The organism is Paenibacillus sp. 32352, from assembly GCF_002042965.1.
In the GTDB taxonomy this organism is placed as follows: domain Bacteria; phylum Bacillota; class Bacilli; order Paenibacillales; family NBRC-103111; genus Paenibacillus_S; species Paenibacillus_S vulneris.
This window is the reverse complement of record NZ_MZNT01000004.1, coordinates 103,298-119,807: the sequence shown is the minus strand read 5'-3', so window position 1 is coordinate 119,807 and position 16,510 is coordinate 103,298. Positions and strand designations below refer to the sequence as shown.

Here is a 16,510-nt window from a genome sequence, read left to right as displayed (position 1 = left end):
CGATGAGTTTTTTTAAACGATTGAAAGAAAGCATTTCCTCCAAGGCCGAGGCGGTTACGAATAAGTTTAAAGAAGGCTTGTCCAAAACACGCGATGTTCTGGTCGAGCGCGTCGAAGATTTGTTCAGCCGCCGCAAAAAAATCGACGAGGATTTCTATGAGGAGCTTGAAGAAATTCTGATCGGTGCGGATGTGGGCGTCAACACCGTTATGAAGCTGGTCGAGGATCTGCGTGCAGAGGTCCGCAAGCGGAAGATCGAAGATCCAAGCGAGCTTCAGCCTATTTTGACGGAGATGATTATCCAGCTGCTGAAAGGTGAGGAGAACGCTTCTCTGAAAATGGCGGAATCGGGCTTAACCGTCATTCTGTTCGTTGGCGTCAACGGAGTAGGAAAGACGACAACGATCGGCAAGCTGGCGCATCATTTGAAGTCGCAGGGTAAAAAGGTGCTTCTGGCTGCAGGAGACACGTTCCGTGCCGGGGCTATTGAGCAGCTGGAGGTATGGGGGCAGCGCGTCGGCGTTGATGTTATCAAGCAGCAGGCGGGCTCCGACCCGGCAGCGGTGATGTTCGATGCGCTCCATGCAGCCAAAAACCGGGGCGTAGACGTATTGCTATGCGATACGGCGGGACGTCTTCAGAATAAAGTGAACTTGATGGAAGAGCTTAATAAAATTTACCGTGTCATCCGCCGTGAAGTTCCTGAAGCGCCGCATGAAGTGCTGCTGGTGCTTGATGCTACAACGGGCCAAAACGCTCTGAGCCAGGCTAAGCTGTTTGACGAAAAGACAGGCTTGACCGGTCTTGTGCTTACCAAGCTGGATAGTACGGCAAAAGGCGGTATCGTAGTGGCCATTCGTCAGGAGCTGAATCTTCCCGTTAAGTTCGTAGGCCTTGGCGAGAAAATGGACGATTTACAGCCGTTTGATTCGGATCAGTTCGTCCATGCCTTGTTCAGCCGCTGGATTCCGGAGGGGGAAGCTCAGCCGGATGAGACGGCAAAACCATAGTTCGCCCAAGATATTTTAAGTGACAAGGAAAATAGCTTGACATCCTTCTCCGTTTTGGGTATTATAGGTTCTGTTGTTCCTGTAAAGTGTTTTACCTTAACGGAGGCGGGGCACTATGACAGAAGAAAATGCATTGATGAAGACCAATCGCATCAATTTGCTTTTTGACTTCTACGAGAAGCTGCTGACTGAGAAGCAGCAAATGTTCTGCAAGCTGTATTTTCACGATGATTATTCGCTTGGAGAAATCGCAGCTGAATTTAAGATTAGCCGCCAGGCGGTGTATGAACATATAAAACGAGCAGAGTCCGTATTGGAGGATTACGAGATTAAGCTGCAGCTATTAGCCAAGCACGATGAACGGGTTCAGCTGACACAAAAGCTTGAACCGCTATTGTCCGGTCTCTCCGGCAATGAACGGGCTCAGGCGCAAGAGCTGCTGCATCACTTGGTGAGTCTCGATTGATATATGGACAGCCTGATTCAGTCAAATGTGGACTATGTATCAAAGATAGATAAGTAACGCTCAAGAGGTGAATTCGCATGGCATTCGAAGGATTAGCGACCCGATTGCAGAATGTGTTCAGCAGGCTGAGAGGCAAAGGAAAGCTAACGGAAGACGATGTTAACGAGGCGCTGCGTGAAGTTCGTCTCGCGCTTCTTGAGGCGGATGTGAACTTTAAGGTAGTGAAGGAATTCATCGCGAAGGTGAAGGAGCGCGCTATCGGTCAGGAAGTACTTGAGAGCTTTACCCCGGCGATGGTCGTCGTCGATATCGTGAATAAAGAGCTGACCGAGCTTATGGGCGGCTCACAAAGCAAGCTGGCCCGGTCGAACCGGCCGCCGACCGTCGTGCTGATGGTCGGTCTGCAGGGTGCAGGTAAGACGACGGCAACAGGAAAGCTTGCCAAGATGCTTGTACAGCAAAATCACCGGCCGCTGCTTGCTGCGGGCGATATTTACAGACCGGCTGCCATAAAGCAGCTCCAGGTTCTGGGCGAGCAGCTTAAGGTGCCTGTATTCACGATGGGAGATCAAGTAAGTCCCGTTGAAATCGCGAAGAACGCTTTACAGCATGCCAAGGATAATGGGAATGATTATCTGATTGTCGATACGGCAGGACGTTTGCATATCGATGAAGGCCTTATGGAAGAGCTGAAGCAGATCGTGGCGGCGATCAGTCCGGACGAGATTTTGCTGGTCGTTGACGCCATGACAGGTCAGGATGCTGTCAATGTTGCCGAGAGCTTCCACAAGCAGCTGGAACTGACCGGTGTTGTGCTGACCAAGCTGGACGGAGACACTCGCGGCGGCGCGGCGATTTCAGTCAAAGCCGTTACCGGATGCCCGATCAAATTCGCTGGTATCGGTGAGAAGCTGGATGCGCTTGAGCCGTTCCATCCGGACCGGATGGCATCCCGGATACTGGGTATGGGCGACATGCTCACGCTGATCGAGAAGGCCCAAGCCGGTATTGATGCCGAGAAGGCCAAGGAAATGGAGCGCAAAATGCGCACGGCGGAATTTACGTTCGACGATTTCCTTGACCAGATGGAGCAGGTAAAGAAGCTTGGTCCATTGGATCAAATCCTGGATATGCTGCCTGGAGCCAACAAGATGAAGGGCATGAAGGATTTGAAGGTCGATGACAAGCAGATGGCTCGGATAGCCGCGATCGTCAAGTCAATGACCAAGGAAGAACGGCAAAATCCGGATATGCTCAGTCCGAGCAGACGTAAGCGTCTGGCTGCGGGAAGCGGAAACTCCGTGCAGGATGTGAACCGGTTTATTAAGCAGTTTGATGATATGCGCAAAATGATGAAGCAGTTCTCCAGCATGATGGGACCTAAAGGCCCGAAGGCGTTGAAGGGCTTGAAGGGCAAGCTGGGCAAAGGAATGAAGTTCCCGTTCGGTTGATCCCGCGGGAATGTAATATAGTCAAGTTTATTCTATGTTGGAGGTGATTTTCTAATGGCAACTCGCATTCGTCTAAAACGTATGGGTGCTCACAAAGCTCCTTTCTACCGTGTGGTCGTATCGGATTCCCGTTCCCCACGTGACGGTCGTTTCATCGAAGAGATTGGTACTTACAACCCGGTTGCTCAACCAGCCGTTGTTAATATCGACGAGGAAAAAGCGCTGAGATGGCTTCAAACTGGTGCTCAAGCTTCTGATACTGTTCGCAGTCTGTTCAGCCAAGCTGGCATCTTGAAGAAGTTCCATGAGTCCAAGCTGCAGAAGTAATCTGCCGATTCGGAGGGTGTTATGAAAGATCTAATAACCGTTATCGCCAAGGCGTTGGTTGATCATCCCGAAGAAGTAAAGGTAAATACGGTGGAAGACGAACGAAGCATTACCTTCGAGCTTTCCGTACATCCCGATGATGTCGGGAAAGTTATCGGAAAGCAGGGGCGTATTGCCAAGGCGCTTCGTACCGTAGTTACCTCGGCTGCAGTGAAAGAAAGTAAGCGTGTTTCGGTTGAGATCGTGTCATAATGGACACCATGAGAGTTAGGAGAAATCCTAGCTCTTTCTTTTCTTCTGAAACAGGCCTATCTTAAGATTAGCTTCTATTACCCTCTCTAATCTTCGGACTGCTTTATCGCGGTAAAGCTATGGTTAGGGAGTTTACGCATACATAATGAAATTGATTCAATGCTGTTGGAGGGTACAAATGAGCGATAAATTATTTACGGTAGGTAAAATCGTTAATACGCACGGCATCCGGGGAGAGCTGAAAATCGTTCCACAAACGGATTTTCCGGATGAGCGTTTTGCTAAAGGAAGTTCCTTGGTCTTTTTTGATCCCCAGAAGCAGACGAGATTACCTGTTACCGTAGAATCGGCACGCGAGCATAAAAAAATGTTCATGGTCAAGTTTAAAGGCTTCGATAACATTAATGAAGTCGAGAAATACAAGGGCTGGCTGCTTAAGGTGGAAGAGAAATATTTGAGCGAGCTTCCCGACGATGAATATTATTACCATGAAATTATTGGCTGCACGGTGTATACCGACGAGGGGGAGAAGCTCGGCACCATCAGCGAGATTTTGTCTCCGGGAGCTAACGATGTGTGGGTGGTAGAGCGCGAGTCCGGCAAACCGGTGCTGCTTCCCTATATTGACGATGTGGTTCTGGAAGTGGACGTACAAGAAAAACGGGTTAAGGTATCCCTGATGGAAGGCTTGCTGGACTAATGAGAATTGATGTGCTTACATTATTTCCCGACATGTTTGACGGCGTGTTTTCATCCAGTATATTAGGTAAGGCCAGGGAGAAAGGCATCGTCGAGCTGAATACGGTTAATTTTCGCGATTATTCCAATAATAAGCATAATACCGTAGACGATTATCCTTACGGCGGCGGCGGCGGTATGGTACTGAAGCCTGAGCCTATTTTCGCAGCTGTCGAGGCGCTGACGGAGCCGCTTGCGGGTAAGCCCCGAATCGTCCTTATGTGCCCGCAAGGGAAGCCGTTTACGCAGCGTAAAGCGGAGGAATTGGCTAAGGAAGACCATCTGATTTTTATATGCGGGCATTACGAAGGCTACGATGAACGGATCCGTGAGCATTTGGTCACCGATGAGCTGTCGATTGGCGATTATGTGCTGACGGGAGGAGAGCTTCCCGCGATGGTCGTTATTGATAGCGTGGCGAGGCTTCTTCCCGGTGTTCTCGGCAATGAAACGTCAGCCGTAACAGATTCGTTCAGTACCGGCTTGCTCGAATATCCGCATTATACGCGTCCTGTCCAGTTTCGAGAATGGACCGTTCCTGACATTCTATTGTCCGGTCATCATGCCCATATCGAGAAATGGCGCAAACGCGAGTCTATCAGACGTACATGGCACAAAAGACCCGATCTGCTGAAATCGTACCCGTTAACGAAAGAGGAGCAGGTCTGGTTGAAGGAGATTCAGCAAGAATCGGAGAGAACGAAAGAGGAAACCGACTAATTCTATTTTCTTTCGAATTGATAGAATTTCAAGTTGTGTTTGGTTCACAATTATGGTATTATATACAACGTTGTGGCATTTTGCCCGATTACGGTGGTCCTCTACGCATAACAACACGAGATTCGACATCAGAGGCGGAATGAACACCTGTGTGGAAGGAGGGAGTCAACCATGAGTCTGATCCAGGAGATTACTAAGGAACAACTGCGCCAAGATTTGCCAAGCTTTCGTCCAGGTGACACTGTAAAAGTGCACGTGAAAGTTATCGAGGGTTCCCGCGAGCGTATTCAGCTGTTTGAAGGTGTTGTAATTAAACGCCGCGGCGGCGGAATCAGCGAAACCTTTACCGTTAGAAAAATTTCTTACGGTGTTGGCGTTGAAAGAACGTTCCCGGTACATTCGCCGAAGATTGATAAGCTTGAGGTGGCTCGCCGTGGTAAAGTTCGTCGCGCGAAGCTATACTACTTGCGTGGTCTTCGCGGTAAAGCGGCAAGAATTCAAGAAATTCGTTAAGACGAAAACAAACGGGGGCTTGTTTACCAAGCTCCTTTTCGTTTTTTTCGAAGACCGAAATTAACGGAGGAAAGGGCAGGTCTTTATGGAGCAAGAACAAACCGTAGACAAACCGAATCCAGTCAAAAGCGAAGTTTGGGAATGGGTTAAAGCGCTGCTCATCGCCGCAGCTCTCGTCTTTTTTATACGCTGGTTGATTTTTGCCCCGTTTATTGTAGAAGGCCCGTCCATGGAGCCTAACTTTTATACCGGTGAACGCTTGATTGTCAATAAGATCATTTATTCCATACGTAAGCCTGAAAGAGGCGAGGTGGTCGTATTTCATGCCACCAAAGAAAAAGATTACATAAAGAGAGTTATCGCGCTGCCTGGCGAGACCGTAAAGGTGGAAGGCGATAAGGTGTATGTTAACAACAAAGTGTTAGACGAGCCTTATTTGCAGAGGGCATTGGATGACGCTGCGAAAAAAGGGATACCCTATAATTCAAGAAATTTCTCTGAACTAGTGATTCCGGAAGGAACGGTCTTTGTGATGGGGGATAATCGCTCGAATAGCTCGGACAGCCGGGATATCGGTCCTGTCAAGTTCGAGCAAATTGTCGGACGCGCGGATTTAATATTCTGGCCGTTTGACAAAATCAGCCTGGTGCATTTCTAAAAAAACAAGCTATGGAAAAGAAGTTGAGGTGACCGTATGACGATTCAATGGTTTCCAGGTCACATGACAAGGGCGCGTCGTCAAATTCAGGATAAGCTGAAGCTGATCGACGTTGTGATTGAGCTGTTGGACGCACGAATTCCAATATCCAGCAGAAATCCGATGATTGATGAAATTTTGCAAAACAAGCCGCGGCTCGTGCTGCTGAATAAACATGATTTGGCTGATCCGGAAGCAACGGCGTCCTGGGTTGCCTACTTCGCGGAGCAGGGGCTTGAAGCTCTGCCGTTCGATGCGGCTAACGGGAATCAGATGAAAGAAATTATGGCCCGCTCCAAGCAGCTGCTGTCTGCCAAAATCGAGGCACAGCTTCGTAAGGGCATCAAGCCGAGGGCAATACGCGCGTTGATTGTCGGGATTCCGAACGTAGGCAAATCAACGTTAATTAATCGCTTGGCAGGACGTAAAATAGCGGCTACCGGAGATAAGCCGGGGGTAACCAAAGGTCAGCAGTGGATCAAGGTAGGAACCGAAATGGAGCTGCTCGATACTCCGGGCATTTTGTGGCCGAAATTCGAGGACCAGCAGGTCGGGATACGGCTCGCTGCTACCGGGGCGATAAAGGAAGAAATTCTGAATACGGTCGATATTGCATTTTACACCGTTCGTTACCTGGTTACCCACTATGGAGCAGGTCTACAGGAGCGCTTTGGCATTGAGAAGCTGCCTGACGATCCGTCCGATACGGATGCCATCGTCGAGGTTATGGAAGCCATAGGGCGCAAAAGAGGCGCTTTAATGAGCGGCGGCCGCGTGGATTTGGAGAAAGCCTCCTTAACGATCTTGCGGGAGCTGCGTGCAGGGAAATTGGGACGAATCAGTCTGGAAACTCCAGATGATTATCAAGCAGAACAGCCACTCTAGCTGAAGGGTGGCTGTTTTTCTTTGCTCTGCGCGTATCCGTCTCCGCTTGTTTCTAGTATAATGAAGAATACGAGTACTAGACTAGAAGGGAATTCATACATATGCTGTTGGAACATGAACAAGCGCTCTGGAATGAGGGCGTTCAATATATTGCTGGAGTTGACGAGGTAGGCAGAGGCTGCCTGTTCGGTGACGTAGTGGCGGCCGCTGTCATTTTGCCTCCCGGTTTAGTGTTGGAGGAAGTGAATGATTCGAAGAAATTAAGTCATAAGAAGCGTGAGGAACTGTACGAGGTGATCCACAAGGAAGCAATCGCTATCGGAGTCGGTATTGTCGATGTTAAAACCATAGAGGCCATTAATATAAAGCAAGCTGCAAGACTGGCTATGAAGCAAGCGGTTGAGCAGCTGAATCCGGGACCGGAGTATTTGCTCGTGGATGCGGAGAAGGTGGATCTTTGCCTGCCTCAGATGGCTCTTATTCATGGAGACGCAATAAGCCAGTCGATTGCCGCGGCTTCCATTATTGCCAAGGTCACACGGGACCGCATGTGCCTGCACTGGGATGTAGAGTTTCCGGAGTATGGCATTGCACTTCATAAGGGCTATGCAACCAAGCTGCACAGAGAGCGCATAATAGAGTACGGTGCGACGCCGCTGCATCGCAAAAGCTTTTTGAAAAATATTCTGGTGCAGCAGCAGGAGCTATTTTAACGAAGTACATACGCAGCAAATTCAGACTGTAAAGGCGTGACATAGATGCCGATATAGTTGATATCCACAAACGCTTGTAATTAAGACCCGGGAGGCGGAGAGCTGTGAACATAAGCGGTCTCATCAAAAATTTTCTCGGAGATGCTCAGGCATCCGAACCTAAGACGCTCGAGCTGAAAACGGGAGAAGTCGTGAAAGGTATGGTCATGCAAAAGCTCTCCGACCAGGAGGCTATTCTGAATATTGGCGGGGTTCAGGTTAGAGCCAAGCTGGAAACGCCGTTAAAACAAGGCGAGGTAACCTTGCTTCAAGTCCAGCCGGAATCGGCATCAGGTCAAGTCGTGCTTAAGCCGCTGGATTCATCGGCTATTCAGATTACCGACGGATCCCTTGGCGAAATCCTGAAAAACGTCGGCCTGCCGGACACAATCGGCAATCGGCAGCTGATTCAAGCTCTTCATCAGGGTGGCGTATCATTAAATAAAGAAACGGTACAAGCCTTCGCGCAGCTGCAAGGACACATGCCTGCGGGCATGTCCCAGGAGGACTGGCTCCCTTCGGCAATCATCGCGCATCAAAAAGGCATTCCGTTGACTCCGGACACGGTCCTAGCCGTGAGACAAGCTGTAGCGGGACCAGCCTTTCATGAAACGCTGCAAAAGCTTGATACACAATTGACCCAATTGCTCGCCGATCGTCCGGACTTGTCTGCTGCAACGAAAGCGGCCATCGAAGGCTTCAAGCAAGTGATGAGCTCGGTAAAAGAAATGTCCGCCCAGCTGTTGCCCTTGTCAATGGATTCGGAAGGGCAGCCTTCAGGCTCTGTAAAAGGGCAAGCCCTTGAAGGGAAAGAAGCAGCTGCTTCTACCTTGACTAATATGACTACTAATGGCAAGTCGGGTATAGCATCGTCCGCACCTTCAGCTGCACCCGGCATTCAGGCTTCTGCAGAGTCTGCAAATGAACTTGTACAAGGCGCAAGGCTGAACCATAGCGAAGAGCAGACAGGGCAGCAAGTAAACAGGCTTGGAAGCAATGCGGCACCGCCTGCACAGACCCAACCCGCTGCTTCTGCCCTGCAGCAGCCAATGCAGCCGCAGTCTCAGACAAGCGCGTCGGCGGTTCCGTCCAATGCGCAAGAAGCTCCGGAAGCATTGCCAAAGACCGCAGGGAGCGGTCAACCCGTTCCTGCGAACGATATATCGACCGGGCCATCTATCAACAAGGAACAAATGTTCGCTTCTAATCGAAATGAATCAATGTCTGCCCTGCCCCATGAATCAGGAAGGACGGAAACAGCTGCTCCCCGCTTACAAGCAACGGAGACAGCGAACTCTGCCGGTAATCCCTCAGGCGCATCTCCACAGACTAAAGAGGCAGTAGAGAATGCTGCTATGAGGAGGTCGGCTGAAGGAGAAGGCATGACTCCCGACGCACCGAAAGGCAATCAGCCTGCCGAGCATTGGATTCCTAAACTGATCAAGGCTCTTGGTGTTGATCATGAGAATCAGCTCTTTAAGCTTCCCGACATGAAGGGGAGCGAGGGTATGCAACGTCTGGAAGGAAGCTCCGTATTACCGCAGCAGGGTACGGCGGCCGCAGGATTAACTCATGAACAGCAGAAAATGGCCGATTCATTAAAGAGCGTTTTGCTGCAGCTGAGCCAGTCCCAGGACATTCCACCTGCCATGAAAGAATCCGTGCAGCAGGCTGTACAGCAGATTACAGGGCAGCAGCTGATGTTAAACTCGGACCGCAGCTCCATGTTTACTCATGTTACCTTGTTTGTTCCGATATTGAACGCCAACGGAGAACAGACGGCAGCTGTTCATATTCAGTCACGCAAGGGAAAACGCGGAGAAATCGATGCGCAAAATTGCCGATTGCTCTTTGATCTGCGTATGAAGGCGCTGGGAGATACCTTGGTCGACGTGAAGGTAGTCGATAAAATTGTGAGTCTTCAGGTTATGAACGATCAACCGTTTGTGCAGGGATTGCTGGATTCATACAGGGTGGAAATTGCCTCGAGCCTTTCCGGCATCGGGTATCAGTTTATTTCATTAAAATGCAGCCCTTACCCGGCAAAAGGATCAAGTGAGGAACAAGCCTCCACTTCGGCCAAGGCTCAGGACGCAGCCTTGTCAGGCAGACTACTTGACCTCTATGGAAATAAACAATACAAGGGAATGGACGTAAAGGTATGAGTCGGGAAAGAGAGAATCCGTCGGAGCAAGCTTCCGTTCAGCCCACGATCAAAAAGGCGGTTGCCCTTAAATACGCCCCGGATCAGGGGAAGGCACCCGTTCTGATTGCTAAAGGGAAAGGACATATTGCGGAAGCCATACTGAAGAAGGCCATGGATAACGGAATCCCTGTTCAAGAGGATTCATCGCTGGTGGAGGTGCTGTCCAAGCTGGATTTGGATCAGGAGATACCTCCCGAGCTGTATAATTTAGTAGCAGAAATCCTGAGCTTTATTTATCGCTCGGATCAACGGGCCAAGCAAATCAAGGAGAATTCGTATGGATAAGCAGGGAATAAGCCGGAAGCAGCTTGGTGCAATGGGCGAGCAGTATGCTATGGAGCATTTGCAAGCCCAAGGCTACCGTATTGCCGGTCAAAACTGGCGCTGCCGAACCGGTGAGTTGGATGTCATAGCATGGGACGGAGCTATTTTAGTTTTCGTTGAGGTCCGTACACGGAGCAGCACACAGCGGTTCGGGACACCGTTGGAATCAGTTGATTATAAAAAATGTGCCCAGGTGATGGAAACTGCTCAAATCTATTTGCACACCCATCGTTATCAAGACCATCAGATTCGTTTTGATGTCGTGTCTGTTTTGACCGATAAAACAGGGAATTTGATTTCTTTGGATCATGTACCAAACGCATTTTGACGGGCTATCCCCCGCGGATGCGTTTTTTGTTTGCCATGTATTCCTCCCTAAGCCCAACAAAGCCTCCTGAACCAGTAAGGTCAAGGAGGCTTGCTTCTCATGGCTTAACCAGACGCCAGCGTTTTTTTGTCCAAGCTCCGATACTGAAGTGCCTCAGCCAAGTGCGGTGCTTCGATTCGGGCATGGCCTTCCAAATCGGCGATTGTACGGGCAATCTTGAGGATCCGGTCATAGGCTCTGACGCTGAGTCCCAATACTTCGAATGACCTTCTAAGCATTGACTCTGCATCGGGCTGAAGCTTGCAGTGCTGGCGCAGCAGCTTGCCATGCAGCTCGCTGTTAAACATAATGCCGCTGTCGGCATAACGCTCCAATTGGATTTGTCTAGCTTGATCGACGCGTTCCTTCATTTCCTCCGAGGAAAGCTGGGGCATTGCATCCATGATCTGACTGTAATCGATTCGCGGTACCTCGACCTGCAGATCGATCCTGTCCAGAAGCGGTCCGGAGATCTTGGACCGGTAATGTTCGATTTTTAATGGGCTGCAGGTGCAAGGATGGGAGGACGACTCTGCACCATAATATCCGCACGGGCAGGGGTTCATAGAAGCGGCAAGGATGAAATGGGAAGGGAAGCGGTAAACTGCTCTGGCCCTGCCTATGGTTACGAACCGGTCCTCCAATGGCTGACGAAGAACCTCCAGCACGGCTCGTGAAAACTCCGGAAGCTCGTCTAAAAACAAGACGCCGCGATGGGCAAGGCTGATTTCCCCGGGCTTAGGTATCGTGCCGCCGCCAACAAGCCCCGCAGCCGAGACAGAATGATGCGGCATCCGAAATGGCCTTTCGCTGATCAAGCTGCTGCGGTCCGCGAATTTTCCTGAGGCGCTGTAGATTTTTGTCACATCGAGCGCTTCTTTTTCCGACATATCCGGCAGAATCGTCGGCAGTCTTTTGACCAGCATCGTTTTGCCGGTTCCCGGCGGACCCAAGAGAAGGATATTATGCATCCCGGCGGCACAGATCATGAGCGCTCGTTTGGCATGAAGCTGACCGTGAACATCGCTGAAATTGTCGGCCAGGCCGGACTTCAATGCCTGCGATGCATTAGCCTCATGAGAAGCCCGCTGCCCGGCAGGTTGGAAAACCGATTCGGTATCGGCTTTCAGGTGACTGAGATGAGCCAATGTACCGATAGTCATATCTCCGATCAAGACAGCTTCTTTTTCATTATGAATGGGTACGATGGCTCTGGAAATCCCATTGTCTTTGGCAGTAGCCAGCATGGAGAGGACACCGGGAACAGGACGGATCGATCCGTCCAAAGCTAATTCACCGAGGATCAATGTTGCCTCCTGCTGTTCCAGCCTCAGTTGGCCGCTTGTTGCCAATATGCCCACAGCAATAGCCAAATCGAAGGCGGAGCCTTCCTTGCGAATATCGGCGGGAGCCAGATTGACCGTAATCCGTTGAAGCGGGAACGTAAATCCGCAGTTTTTGATGGCGGCTCTAACCCGTTCCATGGACTCTTTGACGGCGCTATCCGGCAATCCGACGATATTCATTTGAGGCAGGCCGTTGCTTAAATCGACCTCCACCTCGACGAGCTTGCCTTCCACTCCGTGTAAACAAGCGCTTATAACTTTTCCATACATGACAAAAAACACCTTCCCCTTGGATTCTATCGATCGTTGGGTAAAAGGTGCTTCCTTATTGACCCTTTCCTTTCATTGTACAAGCAATAACACGTGTTGGCAATGTGCGACCAGGAATGGATAAACATAGTGGAAATTGGATATACAAGGTAAGGGGGTGAAAGCAATGCAGGAAAAACCTTACTTTTGTCCGAACTGCCGTTCCAACCGAATCAAATTCAGTGTGATTTCCAGCTACTCACAACGGTTTTTGAAGGATGCCATCTCCGGAACGGTTCAAGAAATGAATGATCCGCAGCAAATTCAGGATTCGGAACCTATGATTCAATGCCTTGTCTGCAACTTTACCGGAAATGAATTGCGATTCATCAAGCAGGCGGAGCGGGAACCTCGTGCAATGACGCCTACTAATCCAACCTATATGTAATCTAAGGTATGGAGTATATTCCAATGGGACGCACTTTTTCTTGAATAAAAAGGAAAAGATGCGTCTTTTTGTTTGCTTTCTAATCGCTTGGGAATGATATAATACGGGAAATTTTTCAGAGGCATAAAAAAGTTTGATTGAAAAAAGGAGGCATTAACCGAAAATATAAGGAAAGTGTCGAAAAAAAGTGGTACAATAGTGAGTGTTTGTTGAGATAAGCGCAGCAAGCAGGAAATATCATGCATCATATCGAACTCTTTTTCGTTTGATGCGGGGCTGGGCGTGCCAAAAACGTCAGGCTCTGGCTCATATAGAAAGCTATCACTGATAGGAGGATTTTGCTAAATGAATATTCATGAGTACCAAGGCAAAGAAGTGCTGAAACAGTATGGTGTTGCCGTACCTGAAGGAAAAGTCGCTTTCACGGTTGATGAAGCAGTCGAAGCGGCAAAACAGCTCGGAACTTCCGTTGTTGTAGTTAAAGCGCAAATCCATGCTGGCGGTCGCGGTAAAGCTGGCGGCGTAAAAGTTGCTAAGAACTTGGATGAAGTTCGCACTTACGCTGAACAAATTTTGGGCAAGGTATTGGTTACTCACCAAACCGGTCCGGAAGGTAAAGAAGTGAAGCGCCTTCTGATCGAGCAAGGCTGCGATATTAAGAAAGAGTACTATGTTGGTGTAGTTGTTGACCGTGGAACGGGCCGTGTCGTTATGATGGCGTCCGAAGAAGGCGGTACAGAAATCGAAGAAGTAGCGGCTCATACGCCTGAGAAAATTTTCAAAGAAGTTGTCGATCCAGCTGTTGGCTTGCAAGCGTTCCAAGCTCGTAAATTGGCTTATGCCATCAACATTCCTACCGAGCTTGTAAACAAAGCGGTTAAGTTCATGCTGGCTCTTTATGCTGCGTTCGTAGACAAAGATTGCTCCATCGCGGAAATCAATCCTTTGGTTGTTACTGGCAGCGGCGACGTTATGGCCTTGGATGCGAAATTGAACTTCGACTCCAACGCTTTGTACCGTCACAAAGACATTCAAGCTCTTCGCGACCTTGAAGAGGAAGATGAAAAAGAAATCCAAGCGTCCAAATTCGACTTGAGCTACATAGCACTTGATGGCAACATCGGCTGCATGGTTAACGGCGCAGGCCTTGCAATGGCGACCATGGATATCATCAAATACTACGGCGGGGACCCTGCAAACTTCCTTGATGTAGGGGGCGGTGCAACGAAAGAGAAAGTTACCGAAGCTTTCAAAATCATCCTATCCGACGAAAAAGTAAAAGGTATCTTCGTCAATATTTTCGGCGGCATCATGAAGTGCGACATTATTGCAGAGGGCGTTGTAGCTGCAGCAAAAGAGCTTGGCCTTACTCGTCCGCTTGTAGTTCGTCTGGAAGGTACGAACGTGGAGCTTGGTAAGAAAATTTTGAACGAATCCGGCTTGAACATCGTAGCAGCTGACTCGATGGCAGACGGCGCTCAAAAAATCGTTGCTCTTGTTAAGTAATTTCCGTTCGGAGCAGCCGTGCGAAATCCTCTTCAAATAATTCAAGGGATGTGAACTATACAAATGAGTATTTTAGTGAATAAAGATACAAGAGTTATCACACAAGGTATTACAGGTTCCGTAGGTATGTTCCACACAAAAGGCGGTCTTGACTACGGTACGCAAATGGTAGGCGGCGTAACTCCTGGTAAAGGCGGTACGAACATCGACATCACTTTGGAAGACGGTTCGGTTAAATCTCTTCCTGTATTTAACACAGTAGCAGAAGCTAAAGCTGCAACTGGCGCTACGGTTTCCGTTATCTATGTACCGCCTGCTTTCGCAGCGGATGCTATTATGGAAGCTGTTGACGCTGAATTGGATCTGACTATTTGTATCACGGAAGGTATCCCTGTACTGGACATGGTTAAAGTGGCCCGTTACATGGAAGGCAAGAAAACCCGCTTGATCGGACCAAACTGCCCAGGCGTTATTACACCTGGCGAATGCAAAATCGGTATCATGCCTGGATACATCCATACTCCTGGTCATGTCGGCGTAGTTTCCCGAAGCGGAACCTTGACTTATGAAGCTGTTCATCAGCTGACTACTCGTAACATCGGACAATCCTCTGCAGTAGGTATCGGCGGGGACCCTGTTAAAGGCTCCGAGTTCATCGATATTTTGAAATTGTTCAACGAAGATCCTGACACTTACGCTGTTATCATGATTGGTGAAATCGGCGGTACGGCGGAAGAAGAAGCGGCTGAATGGATCGCAGCTAACATGACCAAACCGGTTGTAGGCTTCATCGGCGGTCAAACAGCGCCTCCAGGAAAACGTATGGGCCACGCAGGCGCCATCATTTCCGGCGGTAAAGGTACTGCAGCTGAGAAAGTTGCTACTATGGAACGCTGCGGTATTAAAGTAGCTCCTACACCTTCTGAAATGGGCTCCACTTTGGTTAGCGTTTTGGAAGAAAAAGGTTTGCTTGAAAAATGCATCACTAAAAAGTAAGAAACGGACAGGCAAGCAGCCTTCCATTCCCGTTGCGGGAGTGGGGGGCTTTTTTCATTTTTAAGGCCCCGATTTCACAAAAGTTGTTCTTGACGAAGGAGTGATATATACTAGATGAACAATAGAACCATTTTAATTGCGCTTCACCAACTGGAAGGGATTGGCTGGAAAACCATTCAACGCCTTACGAATTGCTTTCCCCGCTTATCCGATGCAGCTCAACTTGACGGGAATGATTGGCGGGAGCTTGGGATTACAGGATCTCGTGCATCTGTGCTGGCAGACGCATTGAACAGGCTGGACCCCGGGAGGATAGCAGCGATACTGGACGAATACAGCTCCAAAGGTATCGGTATCATGACGATATATGATGAAGAGTATCCTTCCCTTTTAAAGCAAATTGCCCAGCCGCCTTGGGTAATATACTATAAGGGTTCTACTGCTATATTGAACCGTCTGTGCATAGGCATTGTGGGTACGAGAACTCCTACTGCGTATGGGCGAAGAGCGGCTGAGCAGTTATCCGAGTCACTCTCCGGAGCGCAAGTATGTATCGTGAGCGGACTGGCAAGAGGTATAGATAGTGCGGCTCATGAAGGGGCTTTGAAGGGAGCGGGAAGCACGGCGGCTGTTCTAGGCTGCAGTATTGATCAAGTATATCCTCCGGAGAATAAGCTGTTATATCAGCGAATTGCCGAGCAGGGCTTGATCTTAAGCGAATATCCTCTCCATACCAAGTCCCATCCCGGTTTATTTCCTCAGAGAAATCGGATTATAGCCGGATTGAGCTCAGGCATTCTTGTGGTGGAAGCCGCCTTGAAGAGCGGATCGCTTATTACGGCGGATCAGGCGCTGGAGGAGTCCAGGGATGTGTTTGCGCTTCCCGGACCGATCACCTCACCAAAAAGCCAAGGCGCACTCGCCTTAATCAAGCAGGGGGCCAAACTGGTTACCTGTGCGGAAGATATATTGGAAGAATACCCTCATTGGATATCCTTGGACACATTGACACACATTAAATCTAACTCTCCATCTCAACCTGCGCTCTCCAAGGATGAACAAGCGATCGTCGATCTTTTGCACAAACAGCCGATGACCTTCGATGAGCTGCTCGCTCATAGTCAATTTACCTTTGGACATTTGCACTCAGTTCTGTTAAATTTACTATTGACTAAACGAGTGGAGCAATTACCAGGTTCTGTATACACAATCTGTTAACGATAATCGAGTCTATTTTATAAATGAAGGGGGAAGGAC

The 16,510-nt window shown here is 49.2% G+C and carries 19 protein-coding genes; 18 read left to right on the top strand and 1 reads right to left on the bottom strand.

Going from position 1 to position 16,510, the window contains the following annotated elements:
* The first annotated feature begins 2 nt into the window (after nt 1–2).
* The 14 genes from ftsY (at nt 3) to B1728_RS11095 (ending at nt 10,669) form a co-directional block, all read left to right on the top strand.
* A complete protein-coding gene (gene ftsY, locus B1728_RS11160) occupies nt 3–1,010 on the top strand; it encodes a signal recognition particle-docking protein FtsY (RefSeq protein WP_079910295.1) in 1,008 nt (335 codons plus the stop codon).
* Between the two features lie 115 nt (nt 1,011–1,125).
* Nucleotides 1,126–1,476 (top strand): putative DNA-binding protein, encoded by a 351-nt coding sequence (locus tag B1728_RS11155; RefSeq protein ID WP_079910294.1) that lies wholly within the window; start codon nt 1,126–1,128, stop codon nt 1,474–1,476.
* Nucleotides 1,477–1,553: 77 nt separating this feature from the next.
* Nucleotides 1,554–2,927, top strand: coding sequence for a signal recognition particle protein (gene ffh, locus B1728_RS11150; RefSeq protein WP_079910293.1), 1,374 nt, complete (start codon nt 1,554–1,556; stop codon nt 2,925–2,927).
* Nucleotides 2,928–2,981: 54 nt separating this feature from the next.
* The gene (gene rpsP / locus B1728_RS11145) at nt 2,982–3,254 is read left to right on the top strand and encodes a 30S ribosomal protein S16 (RefSeq protein ID WP_079910292.1); all 273 of its coding nucleotides are present in this window, start codon (nt 2,982–2,984) and stop codon (nt 3,252–3,254) included.
* 21 nt (nt 3,255–3,275) lie between these two features.
* Nucleotides 3,276–3,506 (top strand): KH domain-containing protein, encoded by a 231-nt coding sequence (locus B1728_RS11140; RefSeq protein ID WP_079910291.1) that lies wholly within the window; start codon nt 3,276–3,278, stop codon nt 3,504–3,506.
* A 178-nt stretch (nt 3,507–3,684) separates the two neighbouring features.
* Nucleotides 3,685–4,206 (top strand): ribosome maturation factor RimM, encoded by a 522-nt coding sequence (rimM, locus tag B1728_RS11135; RefSeq protein WP_079910290.1) that lies wholly within the window; start codon nt 3,685–3,687, stop codon nt 4,204–4,206.
* Nucleotides 4,206–4,964, top strand: coding sequence for a tRNA (guanosine(37)-N1)-methyltransferase TrmD (gene trmD / locus B1728_RS11130; RefSeq protein WP_079910289.1), 759 nt, complete (start codon nt 4,206–4,208; stop codon nt 4,962–4,964). Before rimM ends, trmD begins: the two co-directional genes overlap by 1 nt.
* Nucleotides 4,965–5,135: 171 nt before the next feature.
* Nucleotides 5,136–5,477, top strand: coding sequence for a 50S ribosomal protein L19 (gene rplS, locus B1728_RS11125; RefSeq protein ID WP_028550401.1), 342 nt, complete (start codon nt 5,136–5,138; stop codon nt 5,475–5,477).
* Nucleotides 5,478–5,562: 85 nt separating this feature from the next.
* The gene (lepB, locus tag B1728_RS11120; protein ID WP_079910288.1) at nt 5,563–6,135 is read left to right on the top strand and encodes a signal peptidase I; all 573 of its coding nucleotides are present in this window, start codon (nt 5,563–5,565) and stop codon (nt 6,133–6,135) included.
* Between the two features lie 36 nt (nt 6,136–6,171).
* Nucleotides 6,172–7,059, top strand: a complete 888-nt coding sequence (gene ylqF / locus B1728_RS11115; RefSeq protein ID WP_079910287.1) for a ribosome biogenesis GTPase YlqF — start codon at nt 6,172–6,174, stop codon at nt 7,057–7,059.
* A gap of 104 nt (nt 7,060–7,163) precedes the next feature.
* Nucleotides 7,164–7,772 carry a ribonuclease HII gene (locus tag B1728_RS11110; RefSeq protein ID WP_079910625.1) on the top strand — a complete coding sequence of 203 codons (609 nt, stop codon included), beginning with the start codon at nt 7,164–7,166 and terminating at the stop codon, nt 7,770–7,772.
* 104 nt (nt 7,773–7,876) lie between these two features.
* Nucleotides 7,877–9,976: a hypothetical protein gene (locus tag B1728_RS11105; RefSeq protein WP_079910286.1), complete on the top strand. Its 2,100-nt coding sequence runs from the start codon at nt 7,877–7,879 to the stop codon at nt 9,974–9,976.
* Nucleotides 9,973–10,302: an EscU/YscU/HrcU family type III secretion system export apparatus switch protein gene (locus B1728_RS11100; protein ID WP_079910285.1), complete on the top strand. Its 330-nt coding sequence runs from the start codon at nt 9,973–9,975 to the stop codon at nt 10,300–10,302. The genes B1728_RS11105 and B1728_RS11100 overlap by 4 nt, the downstream gene beginning before the upstream one ends.
* Nucleotides 10,295–10,669, top strand: coding sequence for a YraN family protein (locus B1728_RS11095; RefSeq protein WP_079910284.1), 375 nt, complete (start codon nt 10,295–10,297; stop codon nt 10,667–10,669). Before B1728_RS11100 ends, B1728_RS11095 begins: the two co-directional genes overlap by 8 nt.
* A gap of 104 nt (nt 10,670–10,773) precedes the next feature.
* Here the strand turns inward: B1728_RS11095 and B1728_RS11090 are convergent, their stop codons facing one another.
* Nucleotides 10,774–12,324: a YifB family Mg chelatase-like AAA ATPase gene (locus B1728_RS11090; RefSeq protein ID WP_079910283.1), complete on the bottom strand. Its 1,551-nt coding sequence runs from the start codon at nt 12,322–12,324 to the stop codon at nt 10,774–10,776.
* 166 nt (nt 12,325–12,490) lie between these two features.
* Between B1728_RS11090 and B1728_RS11085 the strand changes: the two genes are divergently transcribed.
* The 4 genes from B1728_RS11085 (at nt 12,491) to dprA (ending at nt 16,471) form a co-directional block, all read left to right on the top strand.
* On the top strand, nt 12,491–12,751 hold the full coding sequence (locus tag B1728_RS11085; protein WP_079910282.1) for a hypothetical protein: 261 nt from the start codon (nt 12,491–12,493) through the stop codon (nt 12,749–12,751).
* Nucleotides 12,752–13,096: 345 nt separating this feature from the next.
* Nucleotides 13,097–14,257: an ADP-forming succinate--CoA ligase subunit beta gene (gene sucC, locus B1728_RS11080; protein ID WP_079910281.1), complete on the top strand. Its 1,161-nt coding sequence runs from the start codon at nt 13,097–13,099 to the stop codon at nt 14,255–14,257.
* A 63-nt stretch (nt 14,258–14,320) separates the two neighbouring features.
* Entirely contained in the window at nt 14,321–15,253 is a 933-nt protein-coding gene (gene sucD, locus B1728_RS11075) for a succinate--CoA ligase subunit alpha (RefSeq protein ID WP_079910280.1), read from the top strand.
* A 114-nt stretch (nt 15,254–15,367) separates the two neighbouring features.
* Entirely contained in the window at nt 15,368–16,471 is a 1,104-nt protein-coding gene (gene dprA / locus B1728_RS11070; protein ID WP_079910279.1) for a DNA-processing protein DprA, read from the top strand.
* Nucleotides 16,472–16,510 lie beyond the last annotated feature (39 nt).